This window comes from Porticoccaceae bacterium LTM1 (assembly GCA_030252795.1).
Taxonomy (GTDB): domain Bacteria; phylum Pseudomonadota; class Gammaproteobacteria; order Pseudomonadales; family Porticoccaceae; genus SCSIO-12696.
In genome coordinates this window covers 44,348-71,049 of sequence record CP127080.1, presented here as the reverse complement: position 1 = coordinate 71,049, position 26,702 = coordinate 44,348, and the positions used below count along the sequence as shown (strand labels likewise).

Genomic DNA, 26,702 nt, shown 5'->3' with positions numbered 1-26,702 from the left:
TTTGCCTCCTGCCAACTGACTGAATAAACCACCAAATGTTATCCAAGTATAACCAATGATTAGGATACTGAATGATTAAGGTCCGAACCCGCTCAACTCAACTGTTCGTATAGCCGATAATCGCACTCACTCATACCAAGTGATTGGTAGGTCTGCTGGGCGCGGCGATTCTCACGCTCCACATAGAGGCGAAAGCCGCACACACCACCCTGCTCTTCAGCCAGGATTTGCACCTGCCTGTACATTTGCCGATATATGCCCTGGCGACGAAAATCTGGCGTCACATAAACGCTTTGTACCCACCAGAACAAGCCATTGCGCCAATCGCTCCACTCGGTTGTGATCATCAGTGAAGCTACTGGCTGTCCATCAATCACCGCCACCAGGTAGAACCCTAACTCGGGTCGGTCCAGCAGAGTGCGTACACCGCGGCTGACCACATCCCTGGAAAGCTCTTTTTGCTCCGTTTCCAGTGCCATGGCGCAGTTGGACTCAACAATAAAGTCTGCATCGGCTGGAATGGCTTTTCGAATCACGGCGGTCATTTAATTTCTGGGCTTGAATTTGGCAGCGTCAATAATCGCCCAAAGGTGGAAAATTGCTCCCACAATCCAGGGAATCACCAAAAAGTACATTGCATAACCAATAGTAACCATCAGGAAAAATCCCAGCGCTGCCCCTAAGCGCCCCTGAACCAGTTGCCCCAAACCCGGAATAAAAATATTGCAAATGGCGGCCAACACATTGCCACCTGAACCCTGTCCAGCCATTGTCAGTTCTCTTGTTGGTTGTTAACTTCGTGAGTATACCCCGAGCGATAATCCGGGTAACGCAAACCGTATCCGGATTCTTTCAATAACCGGTTGCTACAGCGCTTACCGGTCTCCTCGATAGTCACCCTGTTAAACGGTTCACTTTCTACACCCAGCAACTCTTTTAAATAGGCCCTCAGTTGCCACTGCATTACCGGCTCGTCGTCTGAAGCCAAATACACCTGCGCCAGAGGCTCTCCTCTCCGATATAAATCCAGCAGATGAGCCAAAACACCCACACAGTCCTCACTATGAATGCGATTGGTCCAGCCAAATGGGCTGGTCAGTGGTTTGTCCTCTTTCACTGCCCGCAACATTGCCTGACGACCCGGCCCGTAAATACCGGAAAAGCGCACTATACAATTGGGCAGATCACTGGATTGAAGTAACCTCTCGGCCTGCAACAAAACTTGACCACTGAAGTTCGCCGGCTCGGTGGGCGACTGCTCATCGACCAACTCTCCACTGTTCTGGCCATACACTCCCGTGCTGGATACCCAGAGCACAAATGGCTGTGCCCCGGTCTTTTTACTGGCCGCCAGCAGCGTTTCAATGCTTCGCAAATAGGAATCACGATAACCCTGTTCGCTGCGCTGTGAGGGGGTCATGGTGACGACCACAGCATCAAAACCTATTCGTAACAAATCTGTTACCTGACTGACATCGCAGGCATCTGCCGCCAGCACCGTCACTCCGGAATCTTCTGGTGGCCTGCGCCGGGCACCCACCACATCGTATTGCTCTGGAGAAAGTTGGCGCGTCAGGCGAGTGGCGATATCGCCGAAACCAAGCAACAGTATTTTTAATCGTCTGCTCAAATGTAATATCCTTTGCCTATCAAATACGGGACAAGTCGATGACCTTAACAGAACTGCGCTATATCGTAACCCTGGCTCAGGAGCAGCATTTTGGCCGAGCAGCTGATCGCTGCCATGTCAGCCAGCCAACCCTGAGTATTGCTGTTAAAAAGCTGGAACAGGAGTTGGGTATCGAACTGTTTGAACGCACCAAGAACAGTGTCCGCCCCACCCCCACCGGCGAAAAGGTCATCGCCCAGGCGCAGCGGGTGCTTGAGGAAACCTCTGCCATTCATGATATCGCCAGCGAGGGCCACGACCAGTTGATCACACCCTTGCACGTGGGCGCGATCTTTACCATCGGTCCGTACCTTTACCCGCATTTTATTCCCAAATTGCGCAAACTGACCCCACAAATGCCACTGGTGGTGGAAGAGGGTTTTACCGCGACCTTGCGCAAACGCCTTCGCAATGGTGAGCTGGATGTCATCATTATTGCATTGCCCTTTACTGAACCGGATGTGGTTACCCAACCGCTCTATGAAGAGCCCTTTGTCGTGTTAATGCCAGAATCACACCCGCTGGCCAATCAAGAGTTCATCAAACCCCAGGACCTAGACAATGAAAACGTTCTGTTGATGGGCGAGGGGCACTGTTTTCGCGATCAGGTATTGGAGGCGCTGCCAAATCTGCGTGAACCCAAACCCGACAGCACCAACATCCGCACCCACACCGAAGGCAGCTCACTGGAAACCATGCGACATATGGTCGCCAGCGGTCTGGGAATCAGTGTACTACCGATGTCAGCCGCACTGGGTAGTGACTCTTACCGCAGCACCCTGGTAACCCGACCATTTGCCGATCCGGTTCCTTCGCGCACCGCTGCGCTGGCCTGGCGCGCCAGCTTTCCTCGCCACAAGGCGATTGATGCTCTGCGCGAAGCCATTTTAAAGAGCCCGCTGCCTGGACTGGACTGATATGGCGATCACCCTCAGCAAGCCACTGGACAAGGTCCCGGTTATCGAACTTCACGGCGTCGGTCAGTCCCTGGCTGACAAATTGGCCAAGTTGTCACTGCGCACGGTTCAGGATCTGCTGTTCCACTTGCCCCTGCGTTATATCGACCGGACTCGTATTACTCCCATCGGGTCAATTCGGCCGCTAACCGATGTAGTGATTGAAGGTGAAGTTCGCGCCAGTGATATCGTTTTTGGCAAGCGCCGCAGCCTGATGTGCCGTGTTCAGGACGGCACCGGTACTGTCACCCTGCGCTTCTTCCATTTTTCCGCCGCCCAGAAAAATAACCTGAAGCCGGGCACCCGTATTCGCTGCTACGGTGAAGTACGCCGCGGCAGTTCCGGCTTTGAAATCTATCACCCGGAATACCACCTCTTCAGCAAGGGCGAGCCGGCCCCGCTTGAGCAGTCCCTGACAGCCATCTACCCAGCTACCGAGGGATTGACCCAACAGCGGATGCGCTCCCTGGCCAATCAGGCACTGGCGATGATGACCGGCCACAACCTCGCTGAACTGGTACCGGAAGAACTGCGCCCACAGAGTGACATAGCCTTGGCCGACGCGTTGCGCTATCTCCATCAGCCGCCGGTTAATGCACCTATTGATCTGCTTGCCGCTGGTAAACATCCAGCACAGCAGCGGCTCGCTTTTGAAGAGCTCCTCACTCATCACCTCAGTCTGCTGCGCCTGCGCCACAAAATTCAAAGACACCACGCACCGGTTCTGGAAACACCGGATAAACTGCATGGCGACTTTCTGGATCAGCTCCCCTTTGAGCTAACCGGTGCCCAACAGCGGGTTCGTGATGAAGTCTGTACCGATCTCGCCAAGCCATACCCTATGCTGCGACTTGTGCAGGGCGATGTTGGCTCCGGTAAAACTGTGGTGGCTGCGCTGGCTGCGCTGGCGGCCATCGACGCCGGCAAACAGGTGGCGGTAATGGCGCCTACCGAGATTCTCGCTGAGCAGCACCGCAATAATTTCGAAAGCTGGCTCAAGCCATTGGGCATTCGCCTGGCCTGGTTGACGGGCAAACTGAAAGGCAAAGGCCGCGAGGTGCAACTGGCCGCCATTGCCGACGGCAGTGCCCAGATTGCCATTGGTACTCACGCGCTGTTTCAAGACGAGGTCCAGTTTCACGATCTGGGTTTGGTGATTATCGACGAGCAACACCGCTTTGGTGTGCACCAGCGGCTGGCACTGCGTGAAAAAGGTCGCGGCGGTAATGTAGTTCCCCACCAATTGATCATGACCGCCACTCCTATTCCCCGCACCCTGGCGATGAGCGCCTATGCAGATCTGGATTGCTCAATCATCGACGAGCTGCCCCCCGGTCGTACTCCAGTGAACACCGTCGCAGTGGCCAACACCCGCCGCAACGATGTGATTCAGCGGGTGCGGGACGCCTGTAAGGAGGGGCGTCAGGCCTACTGGGTCTGCACTTTGGTTGAGGAGTCTGAATTACTTGAGGCCCAGGCCGCCGAAGCCGCCGCCGACGAACTGCACATGCTATTACCGGAACTCAATATCGGCCTGATTCACGGTCGCCTCAAACCGAAAGAAAAAGAGCAGGTAATGGCCGAATTCAAGTCTGGATCTATCGACTTGCTGGTGGCCACTACCGTCATTGAAGTGGGTGTTGATGTCCCCAATGCCAGCTTGATGATTATCGAAAACCCCGAGCGCCTAGGCCTCGCCCAGCTCCACCAGCTGCGAGGCAGGGTTGGCCGTGGCAAAATCGCCAGCCACTGCGTACTGCTCTACAGCACCCCGCTCTCCAACGCTGGTGTCGAGCGCCTCAAGATCATGCGCGAAACCAACGATGGCTTTAAAATCGCCGAAAAAGACCTTCAACTGCGCGGTCCCGGTGAAGTACTCGGTACTCGACAGACCGGCGAAATGAACCTGCGTATCGCCGATTTGCAACGCGATAGCGAACTGCTCACCCAGATAAAATTCAGCGCCCAAAAGCTCAGTAGCGATAATCCTGAATTGGTGCCAGCACTGATCCAGCGCTGGCTGTCTGGCAGTGAACAGTTTGGTAGTGTCTAAACCAGCTTCGCCCAAAAGGCTAAATTTTCGCCAATATGAGACAGATATACTGCAAAAATGTGACAACTAGCACCTGCCCCCCTATACTCGCGCCCAAATAATGGAGGTCTTTATGATCAACAACCCTTTAGCCAGCCTGTTTGGTAAATCCCCAATCAAACCGTTGCAGGAGCATATGTCCGTTGTTTTGGAGTGTGCCGAGCAACTGAGTGCGTTTATGGACGCATCTACGTCCGGTGACTGGGAAGCCGCCGCCAAGATTCACGACAAGATTCACAGCACTGAGCAACAGGCCGACGAGCTGAAAAAACAGCTGCGCCTGCACCTGCCCAAGAGCCTGTTTATGCCTGTGTCACGCTCTGACTTGTTGGAGCTTCTTTCAGTACAGGACAAGGTAGCCAACCGCACCAAGGACATCTCCGGTCTGATGTTGGGCCGCAAAATGGCAGTTCCTGCCCAATTGCAGCCTCAGATGAAAGAGCTGGTAAGTGCCGCAATCGCTGTGGTTCAGCAGGCGTCGAAAGCCATTAATGAGCTCGACGAATTGCTGGAAAGTGGTTTCGCAGGCAACGAAATCGACCTGATTGAAAACATGGTTGAAGCGCTGGATGAACTGGAGCGCAAAACCGACCAACTGGAAAGGGATCTTCGCCATCAACTGTTCGCCCTGGAAAGCGAACTGCCGCCGATCGATGTGATGTTTTTGTACCAGACCATCGACAACATCGGCGAACTGGCTGACCGCGCCGAGAGCATTGGCGGTCGTCTGCAGCGTCTGCTGGCGCGTTAAGTGAAGAACCTGAAGAGATCCCTCCCATGGAACTGATTACTGAATATAACTCGATACTTCTTATTTTGGTCTGTTGCTTTGGCTTCTTTATGGCCTGGGGCGTGGGCGCCAATGACGTTGCCAACGCCATGGGCACCTCGGTCGGCTCCAAGGCCCTGACTGTTAAGCAAGCCATTATCATCGCGATGATTTTTGAGTTTGCCGGTGCTTACCTTGCCGGTGGCGAAGTGACCAAAACCATCCGCAAAGGCCTGGTAGACGCCGATCTGTTTGTCGCCAATCCGGAACTGCTGGTGTTCGGTATGATGGCTTCGCTGCTGGCGGCAGGAACCTGGCTGCTGGTGGCCAGTATGCGCGGCTGGCCGGTCTCTACCACTCACTCCATTATCGGCGCCATCGTCGGTTTCGCTGCCGTTGGTATTGGCATGGAAGCGGTGAAGTGGGGCAAGGTTGGCAGCGTGGTGGCAAGCTGGATTATCGCCCCGGTATTGGCGGGTACCATCTCCTTTATTCTGTTCAAGAGTGTTCAGAAACTGATTCTCACCAAACGCGATCCGTTCAGCGAAGCGAAAAAGTACATCCCGATTTACATGTTCGGGGTTGGCTTCCTGATCGCGATGGTGACAATTCTGAAAGGCCTCAAGCACGTCTTTAAATCCCACGACATCAGTTTCAGCTTTGGCGAAGCGGCTCTGTACGCCGCCGGCGTCGGCATCATCGTGGCCATCTTCGGCAAGCTGATGCTGAACCGCGTTAAACGCGATGAGCAGGCGGATGAAAAAAACCGTTTTGCCAGTGTCGAGAAGGTGTTTGCGGTTCTGATGGTCTTTACCGCCTGTGCCATGGCATTTGCCCACGGCTCCAACGATGTAGCCAACGCCGTTGGCCCACTGGCTGCTGTTTACTCAGTGCTGTCTACCGGTGCGGTTGCTGCCAAAGCGGCAATGCCGGGCTGGATTCTGTTGCTCGGTGGTATCGGTATCGTGGTGGGTCTGGCGACCTTTGGCTTCAAGGTTATGGCCACCATCGGCAAGAAGATCACCGAACTGACTCCAAGCCGCGGTTTTGCCGCTGAGCTGGGCGCTGCGGGTACTGTGGTAGTTGCCTCTGGCACAGGCCTGCCTGTTTCCACTACCCAGATTCTGGTGGGTGCGGTTCTGGGTGTTGGCCTGGCTCGCGGTATTGGTGCACTCAACCTGGGTGCCATCGGCTCGATCTTTATGTCCTGGGTAGTAACCCTGCCCGCCGGTGCCGGCCTGGCCATTCTGTTCTTCTTCCTGTTCAAGGGTATTTTCAGCTGAGGCTGATTAACCTGAAAAAAAAGCCGTCATTCATCAGTAATGTGAATGACGGCTTTTTTAATCCCCCTACTTATCTTTACCGATCACTGTGGCGACGATGATTATCGCGATGGCTTCTATGGTTTTCATTCCTGCGGCCCTCGCTCTGTCTATTCGCCCTTCGTGAGGATGACTCGCTATTTCTTCGCGCTTGCGCTTGCGGGCGGTTAGATGCGCTATTAGCAGCTTGCCCCTGATCCCCCCTCTTACGCGGAGTCATAACCTGGGGAGCCTGGTTTCGTGAATCCCGCTGCGCCTTCCCTCTCTCCTGTCGAGAGGGGAGGCGCTCTTGCACCAGACGTCTGGATTGAGGGGTCAGCGCCCGGTTGCCCGTATTGGCTGTGGCACGTTCTTCATGTTGCTGCAGGTTCCGGCGGTTTTGTTGATTTCGCCCTTCTTGTCGATATTGGCGGGCTTCGTGGCGCTGTCTGTATTCCCTGCGATTTTCCCTGCCGGACTCATACCGTCTCTGGTCAGTAAAGCGCGGCGACTCCTCACGATAATTGCGCTTTCTGTCATGACGCTGGCTGGACAGCTGGCGCTGAATTCTATGAACGCGATCCGTATGATTTCTGTTGTAGTGGCTGTCGCGATGACGGTAGTGTCTGGTCACCCGGTTTGAATGCCAGCGGTGTGCGTATCGGTTATCAACGTAGCGATAATAATTTCGACCACTGTGATTGAGGTGCAACCAGCGACGTGGGTCGCTATGCCAGTCCAGTAGCACCAGATGGTGTTGGTGCCAGTTTACGGCTCCAAAGAACAGGTGAGTATGCAGTGAAACCGATGGATACCAGCCAAACAGGTCAACATAGATACCACTGCGATGATAGTGATAACGTCCCCAGTGCCAATCCCAGTAAATAGGCGGGTAGTCATACCAGTACCAATGACCATATACCACTCGGGTATCGTAGTAAGGGACATACACTACCCTAGTCTCGGCTGGCTGGATAATGATTACGTCTTCGTCGTGAATCACTTCCAGTTTGTCCATTTTGGCCAAGCTACCCTCTTCGTCTGCCTGCTGCCGAAGGGTCTGTACGGCCGCCAATACTCGCTGTTCATCCTCTAAAAAAGCGCTACCAAGGGATTCGGTCCATTCGAGGTCTGTACTCATGCGTTCGAGAATCTGCGGGAAAGGCATCAAGGCTTTTACGCTTGGGTCCCAAGGCTGTTCTGCGACCCAGTCGCTAGCATCCTGCGGCTCGACATCGGGGTGTTCCGCCCACCAGCGGTCGGCTTGTACCACATCCAGAGGATAGGTACTGGCGATCAATATGTGGGTGAGCAGACTGTCCGGATATAGCGCTATTGGGGCCAATGACTGATACAGCTCAGCCTCAGACAGGGTTTCCGGCGGCTGCGCCTCTTCGGCGAGCAGTGTTGATGCGGTAAACAGCAATGTAAGGCTAAACAGTAACGATACAATCTTCATAGGAGCCACCTGATTGTCAGTATGGGTGAAATCCGCCTGGATTGCCCCTTGTACTGACTACCCTACTCCCGCCAAGCTGAACTTAACCTGAACGAATAGTGGCAAATGGCTTGAAGAAGTTATCAACAAATGTACTTCGACAAACATTAAGGCCGCCATCTAGGCGGCCTTAATTTCAGCACTTTCGAAAACCCTTGATTAATTTGGGCAATGGATCACTCGAATTGATTCAACAACAACCGGCTCTACTGGCACATCTTTAAATTCTGCATCCAGGTCATGTGTTTTAACCTTTGCTATAGCATCCAACACATCTTCACCTGCCAGAATTCTTCCAAACACGGCATATCCCCAGCTACGACCATCATTTTCACTAACAAAGTCCAGTCTCGGATTGTCCTTATGATTTATGTAGAACTGCGACGTTGCGGTATTTGGCGCCATCTCCCGCGCCATGGCAATAGTTCCACGCTTATTGGAAAGACCATTGTTAGCTTCATTAACAATCGCTTCTCGAGTGGACTTTTCAGTCATATCTGCAGTATGACCACCGCCCTGAATCACGAAATTTTCAATTACACGATGAAAAATCGTTCCATCATAGTGGCCAGCATTGATGTAATCGAGAAAGTTTTGTGCAGTAACCGGCGCTTTTTCCGCATTAATCTCAAAGTCCATTTCACCAGCGGTTGAGTTGATTGCAACACAGAAGTTCTTTCCATTGTGCTGTTCCAGTTTGATATCACCTGAACAGGCCATCAGCGAAGTGATTAATGCCATTAATACAAGCTTTTTCATATCTTTTACCTTCTTATTAATTCAAGGAGCCGAAAAACCCAATACAGCCTTATAAGGAAAAACGTCACCCGTCATAATACCTTCCTTGATTGCGGGATCAGTATTCATTATTTTTTGAGCGTCTCCCACTGATTCAGCCCTAAATATAACCAGCCCAAATATATTTTCGTCTTCATTTGTGCTTCTACCAACATGAAGAGCGATCCCTTGTTCAGCCAAGTTTTGCAGATATTCGAAGTGTCGTTCCAACGCGCTTTGTTCTGCTGCTGTTGGCTCATCAGTAACCATACCCAATCGAGTTGGACGGATAACATAGATATAAGCATTCATAATTCTCTCTCAAGGCTTGCTACTTATTATCCCTTTTGCTCGGCCTCATACTCATCCCGATCCGACACCTCATTAAACACTACCTCATCAAGCATATTGTTGTGCTTGGCAACAATAGAGGTGACAGCACAGTCGCCGGTCACATTGACCGCGGTGCGCATCATATCGAGAAGACGGTCTACGCCGATAATCAGTCCGATACCTTCAGCTGGAAGACCAACCTGATGCAATACCATGGTCAGCATCACCAGCCCTACTGATGGCACTGCAGCGGTGCCAACTGAGGCTAGCGTAGCGGTGAGAATAATCATCAGGTAGCTGTTGATATCCAGGTCAGCACCAAACGCCTGGGCAATAAATACCGTAGCGACACCCTGCATAATAGCGGTGCCGTCCATATTGATAGTTGCACCGACCGGAACGGTTAATGAGGCAACCTTGTTATCCACACCTAAGCGTTTTTCCGCCACGTTCATGGTCACAGGCATCGTGGCTGCGCTTGAGCTTGTGCTAAATGCAAACAACATCGCCGGACGAACATTTTTGAAAAAGGTGATCGGGTTGAGGCGCGCAAATACCTGTAACAACCCCGGATAGATACCAAAGCAGTGAATAGCCAGTGCAAGTACCACACAAGAGAAATACCCAACCAATCCGCTGAATGCATCGGCACCCAGGCCAGCAAATATCTTCGCCAGCAAACAAAACACCCCATAAGGCGCCAGGTGCATAATCAGGGTAACCATTTTCAGGATTACATCATTAAAACTCTGCAACACTTGCAGTGCTTTTTTCCCCGCATCGCCAGCCAGTGAAACCGAGATACCCAACAATATGCAAAAAACAATCAGTTGCAGCATATTGCCACTAACCATTGCTTCAATCGGGTTTGTGGGAACAATATTGATCAGGGTCTCTTTTATAGAAGGAACATCTTTTGGCTCAAAAGTACCCATGTTGCCGAGATCAAATCCGGCGCCTGGGTTGATCAGGTTAGCCACTACAAGGGCGATGGTAATTGCCACGGCGGTAGTGAACAGGTACAGGAGCAGGGTGTGTACTGCCATCTTCCCCATGCGGATATCCACCCCCATGGCAGCGGCACCGCAGGTGAGGGAGAAAAACACCACCGGAACGATCAACAGTTTCAGTGCGGATACAAAGATTCGACCCACTGAGTCAAATACACCATCGACCAGAAAGATTTTGGTGGCCAGAACCGGTGCGCTGTCGCCCATCCAGTTTAAGATCAGGCCTACACCCATTCCCAGTCCCATGCCTACGAGAATTTTGGTTGTGAGTTTCATGATGAAACCATTCCTTATTATTTGCTGTGAGTAGCCGCTATTGTGCCAGCGTTGACCAGACAGATAATGAGTGCTCTGGTTGCTGGGTGCAACTCCAGACACCCAAAGTTGTAAATAGCGCTGCGCTCGCGATTACGGATTTGGAATATCTGATACCCGAAGCCGTGATAACTTCTTATATTCCCTGCGTCATCCCGTTAGAATGCCGCTTTGTCCTCTGGCCGGAGCCTTAATGCCCACCTCGCGTTTTTCCAACTTCCTGTTTCATCGCGAACCCGCCTGGCGCCACTATCGTCGCGTGCCGCGTTCGGCGATCAGCGCGCCTTTGCGTCCGTGGCTATTGAATCAGGGCTCTCTCACAGAGCGGTTGATCATCGCCAGCGGCGGAGAATTTCGGGTAGAGGTGTTAAAGCAGTGCTGGGAATTGCCGCGCTTGTCGGAATGTCGTGCGCTTGGTCTTGGCACTCGTGAAAAAGCGTTGATCAGGGAGGTGTTGCTGTATGGCCATGATCAGCCCTGGGTGTATGCCCGCAGTATATTACCGATGAGCAGCCTGACCGGCCGGCTGCGGGCGATGCGCAAGCTGGATAACCGGCCGCTCGGAGCATTGCTGTTTCGAGACCCGTCTATGACCCGTTCTGGTATGGAGCTAGCCTGCCTGACTCCGCAAAACACCACTATTCCAAAACAGCTGGGCGAGTTTAATCACCCTCTCTGGGGGCGCCGGTCCGTGTTCTGGCTCAACCAAAAGCCTTTACTGGTTAGTGAAATCTTTTTGCCGAGCTTTCCGGAATACGGTTAAGCTAGGGCTTATTAACGCTGTAACGGACCGTTTTTGATGAAATCCAGCGCCCAAAATCGCGTATCACACCCCCAAGGCCATCAAGCTTCTCTTATGGACTTCGTCCGCCTGATGCGATTTGATCGCCCCATTGGCACCCTGCTGCTGCTGTGGCCAACACTGTGGGCGCTTTGGTTTGCTGCCGGCGGATTCCCCGATTGGGACGTGCTGATTATTTTTGTACTGGGCGTCACCCTTATGCGCGCCGCCGGTTGTGTGATCAATGACTTCGCCGACAGAAAAATCGATGGTCATGTTAAGCGCACTGCGCAACGCCCCCTCGCCACCGGCCGTATATCCAAACAACAGGCGCTGTTACTGTTTGCCGCATTGTGCATCAGCTCTTTCCTGCTGGTACTGCTCACCAATGAGCTGACTATCTGGCTGTCATTTGGCGGTTTGGCTCTGGCCTCCTGCTATCCGTTTATGAAGCGCTACACCCACTTACCCCAAGTATTTTTAGGGGCGGCCTTTGCCTGGGCGATTCCCATGGCTTTTGCCGCACAATCCGGAGAATTACCCACCACCATCTGGGCGCTCTACGCCGGGGTAGTATTGTGGACGGTGGCTTACGATACTTTTTACGCCATGGTGGATCGCGATGACGACCTGAAAATAGGCGTTAAATCCACGGCGATACTATTTGGTGAACACGACCGGGTGATGACTTTCAGCCTGCAGGTGATGTGTATCGTTGCACTGCTGATGACCGGTGCCAACTTCGAGCGCGGAGGCTATTACTACGGCGGTGTGGCAGTAGCTGCTCTGCTGTTCATCTACCAACAACGGCTGATTCGCGACCGCGATCGGGACAGCTGCTTCAAGGCATTTTTGAACAACAACTGGGTTGGAATGTTTGTGTTTATCGGGCTTGTTCTCGATTACGCGTTGTCATCCAACCCTTAAGCCGGTCATTGTCAGCGGTTGATAATAGCGCTGACATCTTCATAATGACCCCCTCTGCGCGGCGTTCAGGCTTGCACCGGCGCTGCTGAAATTCTCCAACACTGGGAACCCGCAATGGCTATTAAAGAAAATTCCGTCGTCTCCATTCACTACACCCTCACCGACGATGACGGTGTGCAGATCGATTCCTCCCAAGGTGCCGATCCGCTGGTGTATCTGCACGGAGCAGGCAACATCATTCCGGGTCTGGAAAATGCCCTGTCCGGAAAAGCGGTTGGCGATGAGCTGAAAGTGACTATTGCCCCGGCTGATGCCTACGGTGAATACCAGGATGCCATGGTGCAATCGGTTCCCCGCGAACTGTTTGGTGACAACCAGGACATGCAGCCAGGTATGCGTTTCCAGGCGCAAACCGACAACGGCCCGATCTCCGTTGTGGTAACCGAAGTAACCGACGAAACTGTTTCTGTTGACGCCAATCACCCGCTGGCTGGCAAGACCCTGCACTTTGACGTGACCGTTGCCGAACTGCGCGACGCCACTGAAGAAGAGCTGGCTCACGGTCACCCCCATGTAGCGGGCGGCTGCGGTCACGATCACTGATTACTTATCAGTATCGACGCAAAAACCGGGCTCAGGCCCGGTTTTTTTGTATCCGTTAAGCTGGCCAATTTTGTTAATCCATTCGCTCGGTGGAAAAGCCTGGTAACTTTGATTTCGCAAAATTTGGAGTGTCACGGTTTTGTCAAAAATCACAGGCTATGTTTGTGTTCCAGACTCAGGGAACAATCTTATGCATGACTACATCGACCTCTACTGCGAACGCACCGAACCGGGATTATGGGCCGAGCCGCTCAATGCACTAACCAATCTGGCATTTATCATCGCGGCCGTTATGGTATGGCGGCTGGCAAGGCAGCAGGATCGTATTGGAACCGATGGCTTCGCACTGACGGCTCTGTTGGTTGCCATCGGCATTGGCAGCGGGCTGTTCCACACCTTTGCCAACAGCTGGTCAATGTGGCTGGATGAACTGCCGATTTTGCTGTTTCAGATTTGTTTTATCGGCCTCTATCTCAACCGCGTTGTCGAGCTGCACTGGTATGGGGTAGCCTTCGGGCTGATACTGTTTATAGTAACCATTTACGGTGCCGCCGCACTGCCCGAGCATATACACGAAGCCAGCAACGGCTCATTGGGATACGCTCCGGCACTGTTGGCATTGTTAGTGTTAGGGCTGTATCACCGGGTTAGCCATGCAACTGCGCCTTATCTACTGCTTTTCGCCAGCGGCGTGTTTCTGCTGTCACTGACCTTTCGCACTATCGACAATGCGGTTTGCGAGCAAATCCCTTTCGGCAGCCATTTTCTCTGGCACCTGTTCAACGCTTTGTTGCTCTATCTGGTCAGTCGTGCGTATTTACTGAATCGGTAACTGTTTAGCTGTGCAATCAATCTCTGGATTGCCGCGCTCGCTTCGCGAGCTCGCAATGGCGTGAATTCGCCCCAGTCATTGCGAGAAGCCAAAGGTGACGGAGCAATCCAGCGCCTTGATATTTTCTCACTCCACCATTTTCCCTTTTACAAATAAGTCACCTATACCTACTAAAAGACACTGGTTTTTCAAGCATGTGACCGTTTGCTGAGGTTCTGGCAATGGCAAAACTCTGGCTGGAGTGGGTAGTTCTGTTTCTCGGCTTTCCGCTGCTGGCCTTTTGCGGCCTGATTCCTGCTCACCCCCTGTTGGTTCTGTCGATTCCGTTCTTATATTCCATTGTCGCGGCGTTGCTTTTGAAAAAGCGGCTATTGATCGCTGAAAGCCGTTCGGCAATGCGCGGTTTCCCCCCTCAGCTCTCCTGGCGAATGCCAGTGGTGGTGGCTGCTATTTTTGGTTATGCATTCTGGGCGCACCCGGAAACATTTCTCACCACCCCCAGTACCCAGAGTCTGCCCTGGCTGGCACTGTTGCTGATCTACCCACTGATATCGGTACTGCCCCAGGAATTTCTCTATCGCAGATTCTATTTCTGGCGCTATAAAAAAGTGTTTGGCTCACAACGCTGGGTGGCCATCTCCAGTGTACTTACTTTCTCCTTTCTGCATATCGCCTACAGCAACATGGTCGCCATCACCCTGACTTTAGTAGGTGGGGCACTGTTTACTGCCACCTACCTGCATACCAAACGGCTTATGCTGTGTTGGGCGGAGCACGCTATTTATGGGGTAGCCGTTTTCGTATCCGGGCTCGGTCAATTCTTTACTCTGCTGCACTTCTAATCGTTGTCATTAAACCGCCCAACTGCTGTAATAGTACTGTCATATTGCCGTCATCTAATGTGGAGCAGTTATAAAACCTGGATGGTATAGCTATGCAACAAGCTAATATTTTGGTCGTAGATGATGAAGCTCCAATTCGTGACATGATCACGATGGCACTGGAAGTCGCCGGATACAGATGCCTGCAGGCTGCCAATGCCCAGGATGCACATAGCCTGATTATCGACGAACGCCCGGACTTGGTGTTAATGGACTGGATGATGCCCGGTACCAGCGGTATCGAACTGGTTCGCCGCCTGAAGCGCCATGAGCTCACCGCCAAAGTGCCGGTAATCATGCTTACCGCCAAAGCCGATGAAGACAACAAGATTCAGGGTTTTGATTCCGGTGCCGATGATTACATCACCAAACCATTCTCACCCCGTGAACTGCTGGCCCGTATCAAGGCGGTGCTGCGTCGCGCTGGTCCGGAAGCCCCGGAAGAGCCGATTCAGGTCAATGATCTGCTATTTGACCCAATCAGCCACCGCGTGACCATTAACGATAAACCGGTTTCGATGGGCCCCACTGAATATCGTCTTTTAGAGTTTTTCCTAACTCACCAGGAGCGTGTCTACAGCAGGGACCAGATACTCGACCACGTGTGGGGTGGTAATGTTTACATGGAAGAGCGCACTGTGGATGTGCATATTCGCCGACTTCGCAAGGCATTGAGTGTTGATGGTCACGACCGATTCATTCAAACTGTGCGCGGGGCGGGATACCGCTTCTCCACCAAGCTGACGGAAGAGTAATTCCCCAGCGTCGTACAACATCGCTATACAAGGAATTTCAGCTTGCAACGGGGTTTTCAAACCGAGTTGGAGCGCATTGCGCTCATCGGTATCAGCCTGCTGATCTTTGGCTATCTAAACGGGCATGTACTGCTCACGCTGCTGTTGGGCGGCCTGATTTACATGCTCTGGACGCTGCGGCGAATCGTCAAGATATACCGCTGGCTGGACGGTGGCGCTCGTGGCCTGCCACCGGATGCCACCGGAATCTGGGGCGACATTTCCGATCAGCTCTACCGCCTGCAAAAACGCTCATTGCGCAGCCAGCAGAGCCTTAAGTCTTTAAGTGTGCGTGTGCAGAAGATCACCAGCGCCCTGGCCGATGGCATTCTGATTCTGGATAGCGAAAATACCCTGGAATGGTGGAACCCGGCGGCAGAACAACTCCTGTCCCTGCGTTCCGATGACCGTGAACAGGTGATTACCAACCTGATTCGAGATCCACGCTTTGTAGAATTTATCCTTCAGGATGACTATCCCAAGCCACTGGAGATCACCGCTCCAGGCAATAAAAACGTCACCCTGATGTTCACTGCCGCCCGCTTCGGCAAAGACGAAATAGTTCTGGTAGTTCGCGACATTACCCGCCTGCGCAATCTGGAAACCATGCGCAAGGAGTTTGTCGGCAATATCTCCCACGAATTGCGCACTCCGCTGACGGTGATTTCCGGTTATATCGAAACATTGGAGGCTATGTCTGATCAGCTGCCAATGCCTTTCCAGCGCGCTCTGGAGCAGATGCACCAGCAGACCAACCGGATGAGCAACCTCGCCAATGACCTGGTCATGCTCTCCAAACTGGAATCCGTTACACAGCATGCACCTTTAGACCCCGTGTCACTCAAGCCGATGCTTGACCAGATTGCTATTGATGCTCGAGCCCTGAGTCAGGGCGAGCACGATATCATGATCGAAGCACCGGAAGAGCTGACCCTGTTGGGCAATCCCTCACAGCTGCAAAGTGCCATCTCCAATCTGGTGTTTAATGCCGTCAAGCACAACCCGGAAGGGGCGAGCATTGAAGTAAATGCCCGCCGCAATGGCGAAGGTGTCATTATTGAGGTAAGCGATGACGGCATCGGCATCGACCCAATTCACGTGCCTCGCCTAACCGAGCGATTTTATCGAGTGGACAGCAGCCGCACCTCCAAATCCGGCGGTACCGGTCTGGGGCTGGCTATCGTCAAGCACGTGTTGCTCAGCCACGATGGTTCACTCAACATCGAGAGCACTCTCGGCAAGGGCACAACCTTTACCTGCAAATTCCCAAATAGCCGGGTTAGGGCCTGATAACACTAATTGATATTAGCCCGGCACAACGCCTCAATCCGTACATGAAGTGACTGAGCCGTATAAATTCAACGCAGTCTGACCAGAAAGGGCTTATCCTTAGTCATACCCTTCTATTTTTGAGATAAGGCTGCATCGGTTGGACGTACGTTTTCTCTCCTCCATTCGTGACATAGCACCTGAGCATTGGAACAGTTTGCTGGGGTGCGACTACCCGTTTTTGCAACACGCTTTTTTGCTGGCACTGGAAGAGAGCGGTAGCGTCTGTGCCGAAAGTGGCTGGCAACCCTGTCACCTTATTCTGGAGCAGGGGGGTATTCTTGAGGCGGGGTTACCGCTCTACCTGAAAAACCACTCCTGGGGCGAATACGTTTTTGACTGGAGCTGGGCCGAGGCCTACCAGCGCATTGGCCAGCCCTACTACCCAAAACTGGTCAGCGCAGTACCCTTTACCCCCGCCAGCGGGCCACGTCTGTTAACCGCAGACCACGCCGACCGTCATCAAGTGGCTCAAGCCAGCATTACTGCCATACAGGCCTACGCCATCGACATTCAGGCGTCCGGCCTGCACCTTTTATTCCCCAGCCATTACGACGACACCCTACTTCGCGAGCAACCGCTGCAGCGACGCACCGGCACCCAGTTTCATTGGTACAACCAGCGCTACCAAAGTTTCGACCACTTTTTGCAGCAACTGAGTTCTCGCCGCCGCAAAGCGATAAAAAAAGAGCGCGCTCGAGCACAGTCCCAAGGCTTTACCATGACAATGCAACCCGGCTCGGAACTCAGTGAACAATTTTGGGACGATTTTTATTTGTTGTATCACCGCACGTACTTAAAGCGAAGTGGTGGCACAGGTTATTTGAACCGAGCTTTTTTTCAGCAGATTGCCGAAACCATGGCGGATCAATTATTGATGGCGACGGCTATACAAGATGGTGAGCTGATAGCAGCGGCGTTGTTTTTCCGTGATCGCGATAACCTTTACGGCCGCTACTGGGGTGCAAGGCAGGAGTTCGACGGACTTCATTTTGAACTCTGCTACTACCTAGGCATTGAGTATGCGATCAGGGAACAGCTGGATCGTTTTGATGCGGGCGCGCAGGGTGAACATAAAATCAAAAGGGGCTTTGAACCGGTCGAAACCTGTTCCTATCACTGGCTGGCTGACCCCCGCTTCGACCAGGCCATAGATGCCTTCCTATCGGAGGAGCATCGTCTCAACAAGCTTTATATGGCAGACGCACGAAATCACCTGCCTTATAAACACTTAAAATCCTGCCAACTCTAAGTTGTCACAGTGCGCACGACACTCCCTACTGCTTCTGAAATTCAGCATAAATTTCCAGCGTCACTTCATCACCTACCAAGCCGGAATATTTATCCATACCAAATTCACTGCGCTTAATAGTGCCTACTGCTGAAAAGCCCAAAGTGTAATATCCGGTCAGGCGGTTGCTGGCTCCACCATGAAAAGTGCCGATCAAGCTAATGGGTTTAGTCTCGCCACGTAATGTTAAATTTCCTGCAAAGCGAAACTGGTTTTCACTCAGTGGCGTTACCAACGCAGAGACAAATTGAGCCTGAGGAAACTGTTCACAGGCAAACCACTCGTTACCCTGCAGCGTCTTCTCAAGATTTGAATTGTTTACGTCCACGCTAGCCGTCTCGACACGCCCCTCCAGTGTAGAGACAGCCATATTTCCAGGATCAAAATTCAGGCTGGCTGTCATTTGGTTAAACCGTCCCACATAGGTAGATATTCCCAAGTGAGAAACCTTAAACAGCACTGTGGTGTGATCGGGATCCAGCCTATATTTCCCGGCGCGCAGCTCACCCATTTCTGTGGCCACCGGACCGACCAGTAATTGCTGACAACCCGACATTGGCATCAACAGCAGGAAGAACAGTGCGATAAGAAATTGAGTCGGCTGTTTCATAAAGCCTCTCAGCAAACTGTGATTAGGGCCTGATACTGTGTAAGACACCGGATTGCCACGATTGCTTCGCAACCCCGCAATGACAATCGGCAACCCGGGGTATTATTTCCCGAATACCAACAATCGATTATTAGCTGGCATATGTTTATCTGCCTTTAACGCAAAACCGTTATCAAACGCCAACTGTTCAATCGCCTCAAAATCGCGAATACCCATATGAGGCGCTTCCAACTTTAAGCTCATATCAAAGCTGGCATTACTGTCACTGGTAAAATTACCGCCGTAATTAAATGGGCCATACAGACAAAAGATGCCGCCAGCAGAAAGCAACCTGCCAACACCGGAAAACATCGTTTCAACGCTATGCCAGGGCATAATGTGACAGGTGTTTGCCGTAAAAACGCCATCAATCGACAACTCTGGCCACTCCGGCATATCCACATCCAGTAATATCGGGCGATGCAAATTATCAGCCGGCATCTCATTGAGCCAAAAATTGATGCCGGCATGATTTTCAGAGCGATCACTGGTGTACCACTGTAAATGTGACAATGCAGGGGCAAAATGCACTGCGTGCTGCCCGGTACCACTGCCAATTTCCAATACTGATGTACTGCTTTCGAAAGCCGTTTTTAATATATCGAGTATAGGTGCCTTGTTATTTTCACAGGCTTGGGAAAAAGGCTTGATCACTGTCATCTGTTATTTCTCTTTGTTATTCCGCTTCATCTCGCAAGAACACCCACTCCGTGGCGCTGGATTGCTCCGGGCTGAAGTAATAACCGGCCGTATCAAAATGTTTGATCGCCTCAGGGTCTGTCAGGCGATTTTTAATAATATAGGCACTCATCAGGCCGCGCGCTTTTTTGGCATAAAAACTGATGATTTTGTACTGCCCGTTTTTAAAATCCTTAAAGACCGGGGTGATAATTTCCGCATCGAGCTTTTTCTTGTTGATCGCCTTGAAGTACTCATTGGAGGCGAGATTGATCAGTACAGGTTGTTTCTCTTTCGCAAACTCACCATTAAGTACCTCCGTCAGTTGATCCCCCCAAAACTGGTAGAGATCCTTGCCGCGCTGGTTCTTGAACTTGGTACCCATTTCGAGTCGATATGGCTGAATCAAGTCCAGGGGTCGCAGTAATCCATACAGCCCGGAGAGAATTCTCAGATGCTTTTGCGCCCATTGCAGATCCTGTTCGCTCAGGAATTCCGCGTCCAGACCAGTGTAGACATCGCCTTTAAAGGCCAGCACGGCCTGTTTGGCATTGTTGCTGTCAAAAGGTATCTGCCACGCCTGAAAACGATCGTAATTGAGCTGGCCAATCTTGTCGCTTACCTTCATCAGGGAGCTGATATCGTGGGGAGCCAGAAGTCGTAACTCGTCGATCAGCAGTGCGGATTGATCCAGCCAATCTGATTGGGTGAATGAACCAGTAATCGGAGGGGTATCAAAGTCGAGGGTTTTAGCAGGTGAGATAACAAAGTACATAAATCCGGTCCCGATACTGTTTCGTTATTAATAACGGGATAAGATTATACGCAAACTCTACTGTCATACCGAAAAAGGATGCCTGTATGTTAAAGCAACTCCATTTCAAGCCCATTTGGGGACTGGCTGTGGCCGGGGCACTTACCGCTGCTGGCTGCGCGGTAAACCCCGTCACCGGGGAAAAAGAGCTCTCTATTGTCAGCGCTGCCCAGGAAGTACAGCTGGGCGAGCAAAACTACCATCCTCAGATTCAATCCCAGGGGGGCCGCTACCATGTAGACCCGGATCTGCAGTTATATATCAACGAAGTTGGCCAGAAACTGGCCCGCGTCAGTGATCGACCAGGCCTGCCCTACAAGTTCACGGTGCTCAACAATTCGGTGCCCAATGCCTGGGCATTGCCCGGTGGCAAAATCGCCGTAAATCGTGGCCTGTTAATGTATCTGCAGGACGAGTCACAACTGGCCGCTGTACTGGCCCATGAAATTGTCCATGCCGCTGCCCGTCACTCCGCCCAGCAGATGACCAAAACCCAGCTGTTGGGTGGCACTCTTGCCGTACTTGGCGCTGCCACGCAGGGTTCTGGGTATGAAGGCGCGATCAGTGAATTTGGCCAGGTCGGTGCTTCGGCGATCCTGGCCCGTTACGGCCGCGACGATGAATTGGAGTCGGACAAGTATGGCATGCAGTATATGTCTCGTGCCGGTTACGATCCCTATGGTGCCGTCGAATTACAGGAGACCTTTGTGAAATTGTCACAGGGTCGCCAATCCGATCCAATCTCGGCCCTGTTTGCCAGCCACCCACCTTCGCAAGCCCGGGTGAATGCCAACCGTGAACACGCCAAATCACTCAGCGGGGGCCAACGCTATCGCGACCGTTACCAACGCGCTATTGCACAGCTGAAAAAGGATACGCCGGCTTACAAAGCCGCTGAAGAGGCCATCAAACTGCTGAATAGCAAGGATTCCGCCGGTGCACTCAAGCAGCTCGATCGTGCAGTAGCGATTCAACCAGATGAGGCGGAATTCTGGGAGTTACGCGGTTACGCCTGGGAGATGCAAAAAAGTTACGACAATGCCGCCAAATCCTACGGTACCGCTATTGCCAAAAATCCGGACTACTTCAAGCCACACGCCCTGCGTGGATTAGTGCGATTTGAACTGGGCCAACATCGTGAAGCAGAACAGGATCTACTTCGTAGCTACCAGATCCTGCCAACCCAGACCGCAGCGTATTACCTGGGTGAGCTGGCTTACCAGCGCAATGACTACTCCACCGCCCAGAAGTATTTCCAGCAGGTTGCCAACGGCAGTGGCGAGCTGGCGGATAAAGCGCGCTCCAGAATCGCACAAATGGCGCAAGCGGGTCAGTAAAAAGTAGTGATATTTGCCTTTCAAGCCGTCATCCGCGTCACGCGGGGATGACGGCCTTACCAGCTAAAACATATCCGTCATTCCCATTCCGGTCATAAATGTAGCCTGCCTAGGTGTAATCTTTGTTGACTCAGCCCTTATACCTATGTACTGTGGCGACAGCAAAAAAGTAAGTCTCTGTTTAAATTCTCCATTTCGTAGTTGTACCACGTCCTGTAGTTTCTAAATTTAAGTCTCTATTTTTTCAGCTAGATCGGCCTCTAGAGGCCAAAAATTATGTTTATTACAGGATAATTAGTTATGTCTAACACTGTTACTGGTACCGTTAAATGGTTTAACGAAGCTAAAGGCTTTGGCTTTATCGAACAACAATCTGGCCCGGACGTTTTCGCTCACTTCAGCGCAATCTCTGGTGCAGGCTTTAAAACTCTGGCCGAAGGCCAGCGCGTTGAGTTCACTGTAACTCAAGGCCAGAAAGGTCCTCAAGCTGAGAATATCGTAGCGATCTAATTGATCTCCGCGTTATAAAAAAGGCAAGCCAAGTGGCTTGCCTTTTTTTATACAGGAAATGTCTTAACTCAATTACCGTTCTCGTCAGTATCAAAAAAACGCTTCATCTCCTCAACACTTTGGTAGCCAACAAATCGCTTTAACTCCTTACCTTCTGCAGAAAAAAGGATTCCTGTAGGGTAGCCATTCACCTTATTTTGAGCTGCCAGCTCCTCGTTCAAATCTCCGTCCACTTTTATACAGACAATACTTTCTGCCGCCTTTACCACATCAGCAGCGCTGTATACCCATTTATCCATCTGTTTACACGGGCCACACCAGTCTGTCTCAAAATCAAGAAAATAGCGCTGTCCATTGGTTTTTGCGCGCTCAATTGCAGTTTCGATATCATGCGAAAACTCCAGTGGGGCCTCAGCTCTTTTAGCCTTTCGATCCGCGTATTGAGGATCGCGATTTATCGCATCCTGTGTTTTTGTCATTCCCGGATCAAATTCAGTAACAGATAATTTCGACGGATACGCATCAGCGAGACTGATTTTATAAGCCTTTTCTCCAACCCAGAAAAAATCCGATAACGCCCTACCGAATCTACGTACTGCTGTCCCTTTATCGCTACTTCTCTTGACCAGCCATTGATCCTGTTCAGTGAACAAGCCATCATGGTTCATATCGGTCAGTATGATATCGTGGTGGATCCCTTGCAGTGCAACTTGTGTCGCCACAAAAAGATCGCCCACAAATCGTGCCTGGGAATCCATTTTGCCATCTGCACTCAAGTTGACATAAAGAGTAATGCCTATCTCTCGACCAGCCCCAAGATCAGCGTATTCGGTATTGATTGATGTTTTGAAGGAAATTGTTTGATTTTTGGTTTTATTGTTTTCTCGAACAGAAGAAGAAGTGATAACTTGTTCTGTAAATTCTCCATCGCAATTCCGATCAAGAATCAATTTGCTTGCTTCAAGGTCACTCTCATCAAGATTTACCTGAAAGGGAACTTTTGTTCCCAGCCCTAACTGTATTTCACCTACCCAGCTATTCTCACCTTTTTCCAATAATGGTGTAGATGCCGACTTTCCAAAGAATAGTGGACTCAAGTCAGATGGCGCATTTCTGGAGTATTGCGTTATCTGTTCAATTTCCAGATCGGCACCACTCATTCTTGAAGCTGAAAATAATCCAATAACAATTATTAACGCACCTACTGCCAACGTCCACTTTTGCTTACAGCTACTCATAACTCCCCTCCAATTTTTATTCACTGATAAAAAAGGCCATTCGCTTTCCGCAAATGGCCTATTTGTTGGGCTGATTTACTATCAATTAAACGGTAATTGATCACTAAACCCTTCCCTGCCCATAGGAAAATTCAACCTGTGACTGGGTAGCGTGCACTGTTAGTGGTAACAGTGCACTCTGACTCAATCAACGCAGAGAAAACTCCTTGGTGGCCTCGAGGTAAATCATTCGGCCTCGAGTTTCATGGCGATACCCATCCCACGGAGAGGGACCATTACCGGTAAAGTCAAACTCTCTATTGAGGATGTTTTTGGCACCAAAGTTAACCTTCAAGCCATGCTCAGGCATATCGTAGTGACCGGTCAGGTCATACGTCGTGGCATGAGGCATTCTTGGCAAGGTCGTTACCGGATCACCAAATCGGTTGACCAGCTTGTAGCCACCGCGCCAATTTGCCCACAGGGTGAAGCCCATCTTATCGCCACTCCAGCTGGCGCGGCCCTGTACTTTGTAGCGGTCAGAACCGTTCTGCAGACCAATACGCTCGTAGGGATCAATTGTCGGAACCAGTTGATCTCGTTGAACAAGCGTTTCAACTGCATACAACCCGAAGTCAAAGAAGCCGATTTCCGTATCTCTCTGATAGCTGATATCCAAATCAATTGACTCGTTAAGGCGCGCGTATGCATTGATCGGCATGGTTGCACCACGGGTGATTTCCTGGGTAATAGGGTCACGGGTGACCAGATCCGGGAACAATTCCGGGTTACGTGCCACTGCCACATCGTTGTAACGCAACTGCTGTAAACGTCCATCCCACTCAATCTGGTTCCAGTTTGCGGAAATTTTCAATCCTTCAAGGAACGCAGGTTCATAAGTAAAACCGATCGTGGTGTTAGTCGATGTTTCTGCCTTCAGGTCCGGGTTGCCGCCAAAAACGATAGGCACATTCGGGGTGATCACATACCACCAATCAATTGACGCAACGTATACACCATTGGGCGCCGTTTCGGGGCTCGGATGGAAGTAATCATATACGGTTGTAGGGTATATCTGTTGGTCATCGTACATCCATCGCATGGATGGCGTTAGGAAAGACTCACCTTTTGATGCGCGCAATGTCAACTCAGGAGACAATTCCCAGGCAAGACCAATTCGAGGACTGATATTGTCGTATGAACGCTCTTCTTCTGGCTGACCAACCCCGGAGAAATGGCCGGTAAAGGTGTAATCATCGTAACGAGCGGCAAGTGACAGTACCAGCGAGTCCATGAATGGCAGCGCATTGTTTTCACCAACCAGTGGTACGGACAGTTCCGTCGCAAACGCCGTTACATCGCGCTTCATCTTGTCATCAACGGCACCAGTTGTACTCACTCGAACTGGCGCACCACTCCAGTCCAGGGTATCCCGGCCATGACTCGCGTTTACCGACATCCTCACAATACCACCGGGGATTTCGAAAAGCTCACCGTCTGCGCTGATATCGATGCGTTCAGTAATGGATTTCGGTGTAAACCCGGCATTGTTTACCGGCAGATCATTCAGGTTCAGATCCGGATCATGGTTGCCGTTAAAAGGGTCAAACGCCGGCACAGCAATGGTATTGCCATTGGCATCCAGCACTGGTTGATGCACAGCAGTATTGCCGTTATAGCCGACAAACTCCATTTGAATACCGTGCAAGGCGCTAAACCAGGCCTCTCCAGGTACACGAGTTGGGACAGCATAAGAAACGTATTCACTTTCCTCTGTGCTGCGGCTTACATAGGCGTCCAGTTGCCAGTCCTTTATGCCGAGATCGTATTTAACGCCAAGCGTGAAATCTTTCCGGGTTTGAGTGGTCGATTGGTCTGCACCGCGCATGCCATCATTCAGGTATTCATCGATAAATGAATAACCTGACGACTGTATATCTACACCAAATTTATTGAACGGGTTGGTAGAAGGAATGCGAATGAAGCCAGTAGCGAACGGCCCTCTCATGGCATAGTTGTCCACTTCGGAGAAGAGAACATCAGCATAAACCTCAAGGTTATCCGTAATGTCCTGGTGCACATTGAGGGTGGCCGACTTGGTTTTGGTGGTGGGCGTTCCCTGCAGTTTAAGCTTGGGATAGTCAAGCACCAAACCGAGTGCTGCAGCGGCATCTCGGTCCGTAGGGGTAGCCAAAAGATCGGTATTTACATCATAGGATGACTTTCCGGCAGAAGCGGGGTCAAAGTATCTGTTACCGAGATAGTTGTATACACCATTTGCATCATAATACGCATAGAACTGATTGGTAACTCTGCGGTTATCATAACCGCCGCGGCTGCGCCAGTCGCTGGTATCCCAGCCCGCATCAAAGCTGCTGACGCCATCCTCTTCTCTGTAAGTCAGGGTACCCAACACGCTGCCGGAATCCCAGGAAAACCCAACAGTTTGGCTCAATGAGTAGTTGTCGGCATTATTGACGCTGTCTTCATAGCGCACTTTGGTGGTAGCGCCTACGTAGTCCTTACGCATAATAAAGTTGATCACGCCACCAATAGCATCCGAGCCGTAAATGGCCGATGCACCATCCAGCATCACTTCAACACGCTCAATTGCAGCGGCTGGAATGGTACCCAGATTGACGCGGCCATCGGCCTCAAAACCCGGTGAAGAAGCTGTGCGTCGGCCATTCACCAATACCAGGGTACCTTCAGCACCAACACCCCTCAGGTTGGCAGAGGACTCACCCAGCGTACCGAATGGGGTGGCATTTTCACCGCCATTAGTCGTTGTCGAGCTGCGGTTAACCCCGTTAAAGTTCTGTGGGAGCGAGGCAATAATGTCAGCTGCTGTTGCAGCACCCAGCCGATCGATATAGTCACGATCCATCATAATGACGTGAGAGGTGGGTTTGGTATTGCGGATTCGGCTACCGGTTACGACAAGCTCTTCAACTTCCTTATTTTCAGCGGCACTACCCTCGCCATCTCCTGAGCCATCGCCGTCTTCTGTAATCAGGACTGTTTCGTCAGAGATAAATTGGTACGAAAGGCCTGTTCCTTCGAGCATTTTCCCCAAAGCATCGGTCAGTTTGTATTCACCCTTGATGCTATGTAGCTCCTTGTTTTCTGAGATCCCCTCGGACAAAACAACCTGCACGCCGGAGGATTTGGTCAAGTCCATCAGAGACTTGTTGATTGACTGCTTTTTGATATCCAGTGAGAGTGTAGCCTGCTCTTCTGCCAAAACCTGGCTGGCAAGCCCTACTGACAACGCGGAAGCCACCGCTACTGCCATAAGCTTGCGAGTTAATAGCTGATTCTTTCTCATATTACCCACCT

The 26,702-nt window shown here is 51.5% G+C and carries 26 protein-coding genes; 14 read left to right on the top strand and 12 right to left on the bottom strand.

What is annotated here, in order from left to right; translation table 11 throughout:
* Positions 1 to 92 precede the first annotated feature (92 nt).
* Genes QP938_00330 through QP938_00320 form a run of 3 tightly spaced genes read right to left on the bottom strand, consistent with a single transcriptional unit; the run spans position 93 to position 1,630 of the window.
* Positions 93 to 545 carry a GNAT family N-acetyltransferase gene (locus QP938_00330; GenBank protein ID WIO74382.1) on the bottom strand — a complete coding sequence of 151 codons (453 nt, stop codon included), beginning with the start codon at positions 543 to 545 and terminating at the stop codon, positions 93 to 95.
* Positions 546 to 770, bottom strand: a complete 225-nt coding sequence (locus QP938_00325) for a hypothetical protein (GenBank protein ID WIO74381.1) — start codon at positions 768 to 770, stop codon at positions 546 to 548.
* A 2-nt stretch (positions 771 to 772) separates the two neighbouring features.
* The gene (locus tag QP938_00320; GenBank protein WIO74380.1) at positions 773 to 1,630 is read right to left on the bottom strand and encodes an SDR family oxidoreductase; all 858 of its coding nucleotides are present in this window, start codon (positions 1,628 to 1,630) and stop codon (positions 773 to 775) included.
* A 38-nt stretch (positions 1,631 to 1,668) separates the two neighbouring features.
* Here QP938_00320 and QP938_00315 point away from each other — a divergent pair, with 38 nt between their 5' ends.
* From QP938_00315 to QP938_00300, 4 genes are all read left to right on the top strand, one after another.
* Entirely contained in the window at positions 1,669 to 2,586 is a 918-nt protein-coding gene (locus QP938_00315; protein WIO74379.1) for a LysR substrate-binding domain-containing protein, read from the top strand.
* A gap of 1 nt (position 2,587) precedes the next feature.
* Positions 2,588 to 4,678: an ATP-dependent DNA helicase RecG gene (gene recG / locus QP938_00310; protein WIO74378.1), complete on the top strand. Its 2,091-nt coding sequence runs from the start codon at positions 2,588 to 2,590 to the stop codon at positions 4,676 to 4,678.
* 112 nt (positions 4,679 to 4,790) lie between these two features.
* Positions 4,791 to 5,468 (top strand): TIGR00153 family protein, encoded by a 678-nt coding sequence (locus QP938_00305; protein WIO74377.1) that lies wholly within the window; start codon positions 4,791 to 4,793, stop codon positions 5,466 to 5,468.
* A gap of 26 nt (positions 5,469 to 5,494) precedes the next feature.
* Positions 5,495 to 6,769 carry an anion permease gene (locus QP938_00300; GenBank protein ID WIO74376.1) on the top strand — a complete coding sequence of 425 codons (1,275 nt, stop codon included), beginning with the start codon at positions 5,495 to 5,497 and terminating at the stop codon, positions 6,767 to 6,769.
* Between the two features lie 76 nt (positions 6,770 to 6,845).
* Here the strand turns inward: QP938_00300 and QP938_00295 are convergent, their stop codons facing one another.
* From QP938_00295 to QP938_00280, 4 genes are all read right to left on the bottom strand, one after another.
* A complete protein-coding gene (locus QP938_00295) occupies positions 6,846 to 8,246 on the bottom strand; it encodes a DUF3300 domain-containing protein (protein ID WIO74375.1) in 1,401 nt (466 codons plus the stop codon).
* A 198-nt stretch (positions 8,247 to 8,444) separates the two neighbouring features.
* Positions 8,445 to 8,924, bottom strand: a complete 480-nt coding sequence (locus QP938_00290) for a peptidylprolyl isomerase (protein ID WIO75677.1) — start codon at positions 8,922 to 8,924, stop codon at positions 8,445 to 8,447.
* Positions 8,925 to 9,065: 141 nt separating this feature from the next.
* On the bottom strand, positions 9,066 to 9,374 hold the full coding sequence (locus QP938_00285; protein ID WIO74374.1) for a YciI family protein: 309 nt from the start codon (positions 9,372 to 9,374) through the stop codon (positions 9,066 to 9,068).
* Between the two features lie 26 nt (positions 9,375 to 9,400).
* Entirely contained in the window at positions 9,401 to 10,681 is a 1,281-nt protein-coding gene (locus tag QP938_00280; GenBank protein ID WIO74373.1) for a dicarboxylate/amino acid:cation symporter, read from the bottom strand.
* 232 nt (positions 10,682 to 10,913) lie between these two features.
* Here QP938_00280 and QP938_00275 point away from each other — a divergent pair, with 232 nt between their 5' ends.
* The 8 genes from QP938_00275 to QP938_00240 all read left to right on the top strand — a co-directional run bounded on the left by QP938_00275 (position 10,914) and on the right by QP938_00240 (position 18,119).
* Positions 10,914 to 11,483, top strand: coding sequence for a chorismate lyase (locus tag QP938_00275; protein ID WIO74372.1), 570 nt, complete (start codon positions 10,914 to 10,916; stop codon positions 11,481 to 11,483).
* 93 nt (positions 11,484 to 11,576) lie between these two features.
* Positions 11,577 to 12,428 carry a 4-hydroxybenzoate octaprenyltransferase gene (ubiA, locus tag QP938_00270; protein ID WIO74371.1) on the top strand — a complete coding sequence of 284 codons (852 nt, stop codon included), beginning with the start codon at positions 11,577 to 11,579 and terminating at the stop codon, positions 12,426 to 12,428.
* Positions 12,429 to 12,542: 114 nt separating this feature from the next.
* The gene (locus QP938_00265; protein WIO74370.1) at positions 12,543 to 13,031 is read left to right on the top strand and encodes a peptidylprolyl isomerase; all 489 of its coding nucleotides are present in this window, start codon (positions 12,543 to 12,545) and stop codon (positions 13,029 to 13,031) included.
* 190 nt (positions 13,032 to 13,221) lie between these two features.
* Entirely contained in the window at positions 13,222 to 13,863 is a 642-nt protein-coding gene (locus QP938_00260; GenBank protein ID WIO74369.1) for a ceramidase domain-containing protein, read from the top strand.
* Positions 13,864 to 14,084: 221 nt separating this feature from the next.
* Positions 14,085 to 14,705, top strand: a complete 621-nt coding sequence (locus QP938_00255) for a CPBP family intramembrane metalloprotease (GenBank protein WIO74368.1) — start codon at positions 14,085 to 14,087, stop codon at positions 14,703 to 14,705.
* A gap of 92 nt (positions 14,706 to 14,797) precedes the next feature.
* The gene (phoB, locus tag QP938_00250; GenBank protein ID WIO74367.1) at positions 14,798 to 15,499 is read left to right on the top strand and encodes a phosphate regulon transcriptional regulator PhoB; all 702 of its coding nucleotides are present in this window, start codon (positions 14,798 to 14,800) and stop codon (positions 15,497 to 15,499) included.
* Between the two features lie 42 nt (positions 15,500 to 15,541).
* A complete protein-coding gene (gene phoR / locus QP938_00245) occupies positions 15,542 to 16,828 on the top strand; it encodes a phosphate regulon sensor histidine kinase PhoR (GenBank protein WIO74366.1) in 1,287 nt (428 codons plus the stop codon).
* 139 nt (positions 16,829 to 16,967) lie between these two features.
* Entirely contained in the window at positions 16,968 to 18,119 is a 1,152-nt protein-coding gene (locus QP938_00240; GenBank protein WIO74365.1) for a GNAT family N-acetyltransferase, read from the top strand.
* Positions 18,120 to 18,144: 25 nt separating this feature from the next.
* Here the strand turns inward: QP938_00240 and QP938_00235 are convergent, their stop codons facing one another.
* The 3 genes from QP938_00235 to yaaA all read right to left on the bottom strand — a co-directional run bounded on the left by QP938_00235 (position 18,145) and on the right by yaaA (position 20,260).
* On the bottom strand, positions 18,145 to 18,768 hold the full coding sequence (locus QP938_00235) for a YceI family protein (protein WIO74364.1): 624 nt from the start codon (positions 18,766 to 18,768) through the stop codon (positions 18,145 to 18,147).
* A gap of 102 nt (positions 18,769 to 18,870) precedes the next feature.
* The gene (locus QP938_00230; protein WIO74363.1) at positions 18,871 to 19,467 is read right to left on the bottom strand and encodes a DUF938 domain-containing protein; all 597 of its coding nucleotides are present in this window, start codon (positions 19,465 to 19,467) and stop codon (positions 18,871 to 18,873) included.
* A gap of 16 nt (positions 19,468 to 19,483) precedes the next feature.
* Positions 19,484 to 20,260: a peroxide stress protein YaaA gene (gene yaaA, locus QP938_00225; protein WIO74362.1), complete on the bottom strand. Its 777-nt coding sequence runs from the start codon at positions 20,258 to 20,260 to the stop codon at positions 19,484 to 19,486.
* An 86-nt stretch (positions 20,261 to 20,346) separates the two neighbouring features.
* Between yaaA and QP938_00220 the strand changes: the two genes are divergently transcribed.
* The gene (locus QP938_00220; protein ID WIO74361.1) at positions 20,347 to 21,636 is read left to right on the top strand and encodes a M48 family metalloprotease; all 1,290 of its coding nucleotides are present in this window, start codon (positions 20,347 to 20,349) and stop codon (positions 21,634 to 21,636) included.
* Positions 21,637 to 21,936: 300 nt separating this feature from the next.
* Entirely contained in the window at positions 21,937 to 22,146 is a 210-nt protein-coding gene (locus QP938_00215; protein WIO74360.1) for a cold-shock protein, read from the top strand.
* A 68-nt stretch (positions 22,147 to 22,214) separates the two neighbouring features.
* Here the strand turns inward: QP938_00215 and QP938_00210 are convergent, their stop codons facing one another.
* Together QP938_00210 and QP938_00205 are read right to left on the bottom strand one after the other, a co-directional pair.
* Entirely contained in the window at positions 22,215 to 23,384 is a 1,170-nt protein-coding gene (locus QP938_00210; GenBank protein WIO74359.1) for a thioredoxin family protein, read from the bottom strand.
* A 187-nt stretch (positions 23,385 to 23,571) separates the two neighbouring features.
* On the bottom strand, positions 23,572 to 26,691 hold the full coding sequence (locus QP938_00205) for a TonB-dependent receptor (GenBank protein ID WIO74358.1): 3,120 nt from the start codon (positions 26,689 to 26,691) through the stop codon (positions 23,572 to 23,574).
* Between the last annotated feature and the right edge of the window lie 11 nt (positions 26,692 to 26,702).

Coding starts and splice junctions, on each gene's coding strand:
- QP938_00305 (WIO74377.1), top strand. CDS start 4,791: ATGATCAACAACCCTTTAGCCAGCCTGTTTGGTAAATCCCCAATCAAA.
- QP938_00285 (WIO74374.1), bottom strand. CDS start 9,374: ATGAATGCTTATATCTATGTTATCCGTCCAACTCGATTGGGTATGGTT.
- QP938_00215 (WIO74360.1), top strand. CDS start 21,937: ATGTCTAACACTGTTACTGGTACCGTTAAATGGTTTAACGAAGCTAAA.
- recG (WIO74378.1), top strand. CDS start 2,588: ATGGCGATCACCCTCAGCAAGCCACTGGACAAGGTCCCGGTTATCGAA.
- QP938_00210 (WIO74359.1), bottom strand. CDS start 23,384: ATGAGTAGCTGTAAGCAAAAGTGGACGTTGGCAGTAGGTGCGTTAATA.
- QP938_00220 (WIO74361.1), top strand. CDS start 20,347: ATGTTAAAGCAACTCCATTTCAAGCCCATTTGGGGACTGGCTGTGGCC.
- QP938_00300 (WIO74376.1), top strand. CDS start 5,495: ATGGAACTGATTACTGAATATAACTCGATACTTCTTATTTTGGTCTGT.
- phoB (WIO74367.1), top strand. CDS start 14,798: ATGCAACAAGCTAATATTTTGGTCGTAGATGATGAAGCTCCAATTCGT.
- QP938_00280 (WIO74373.1), bottom strand. CDS start 10,681: ATGAAACTCACAACCAAAATTCTCGTAGGCATGGGACTGGGAATGGGT.
- QP938_00235 (WIO74364.1), bottom strand. CDS start 18,768: ATGAAACAGCCGACTCAATTTCTTATCGCACTGTTCTTCCTGCTGTTG.
- QP938_00205 (WIO74358.1), bottom strand. CDS start 26,691: ATGAGAAAGAATCAGCTATTAACTCGCAAGCTTATGGCAGTAGCGGTG.
- QP938_00325 (WIO74381.1), bottom strand. CDS start 770: ATGGCTGGACAGGGTTCAGGTGGCAATGTGTTGGCCGCCATTTGCAAT.
- QP938_00295 (WIO74375.1), bottom strand. CDS start 8,246: ATGAAGATTGTATCGTTACTGTTTAGCCTTACATTGCTGTTTACCGCA.
- yaaA (WIO74362.1), bottom strand. CDS start 20,260: ATGTACTTTGTTATCTCACCTGCTAAAACCCTCGACTTTGATACCCCT.
- QP938_00265 (WIO74370.1), top strand. CDS start 12,543: ATGGCTATTAAAGAAAATTCCGTCGTCTCCATTCACTACACCCTCACC.
- ubiA (WIO74371.1), top strand. CDS start 11,577: ATGGACTTCGTCCGCCTGATGCGATTTGATCGCCCCATTGGCACCCTG.
- QP938_00290 (WIO75677.1), bottom strand. CDS start 8,924: ATGGACTTTGAGATTAATGCGGAAAAAGCGCCGGTTACTGCACAAAAC.
- QP938_00260 (WIO74369.1), top strand. CDS start 13,222: ATGCATGACTACATCGACCTCTACTGCGAACGCACCGAACCGGGATTA.
- QP938_00275 (WIO74372.1), top strand. CDS start 10,914: ATGCCCACCTCGCGTTTTTCCAACTTCCTGTTTCATCGCGAACCCGCC.
- QP938_00255 (WIO74368.1), top strand. CDS start 14,085: ATGGCAAAACTCTGGCTGGAGTGGGTAGTTCTGTTTCTCGGCTTTCCG.
- QP938_00330 (WIO74382.1), bottom strand. CDS start 545: ATGACCGCCGTGATTCGAAAAGCCATTCCAGCCGATGCAGACTTTATT.
- QP938_00315 (WIO74379.1), top strand. CDS start 1,669: ATGACCTTAACAGAACTGCGCTATATCGTAACCCTGGCTCAGGAGCAG.
- QP938_00230 (WIO74363.1), bottom strand. CDS start 19,467: ATGACAGTGATCAAGCCTTTTTCCCAAGCCTGTGAAAATAACAAGGCA.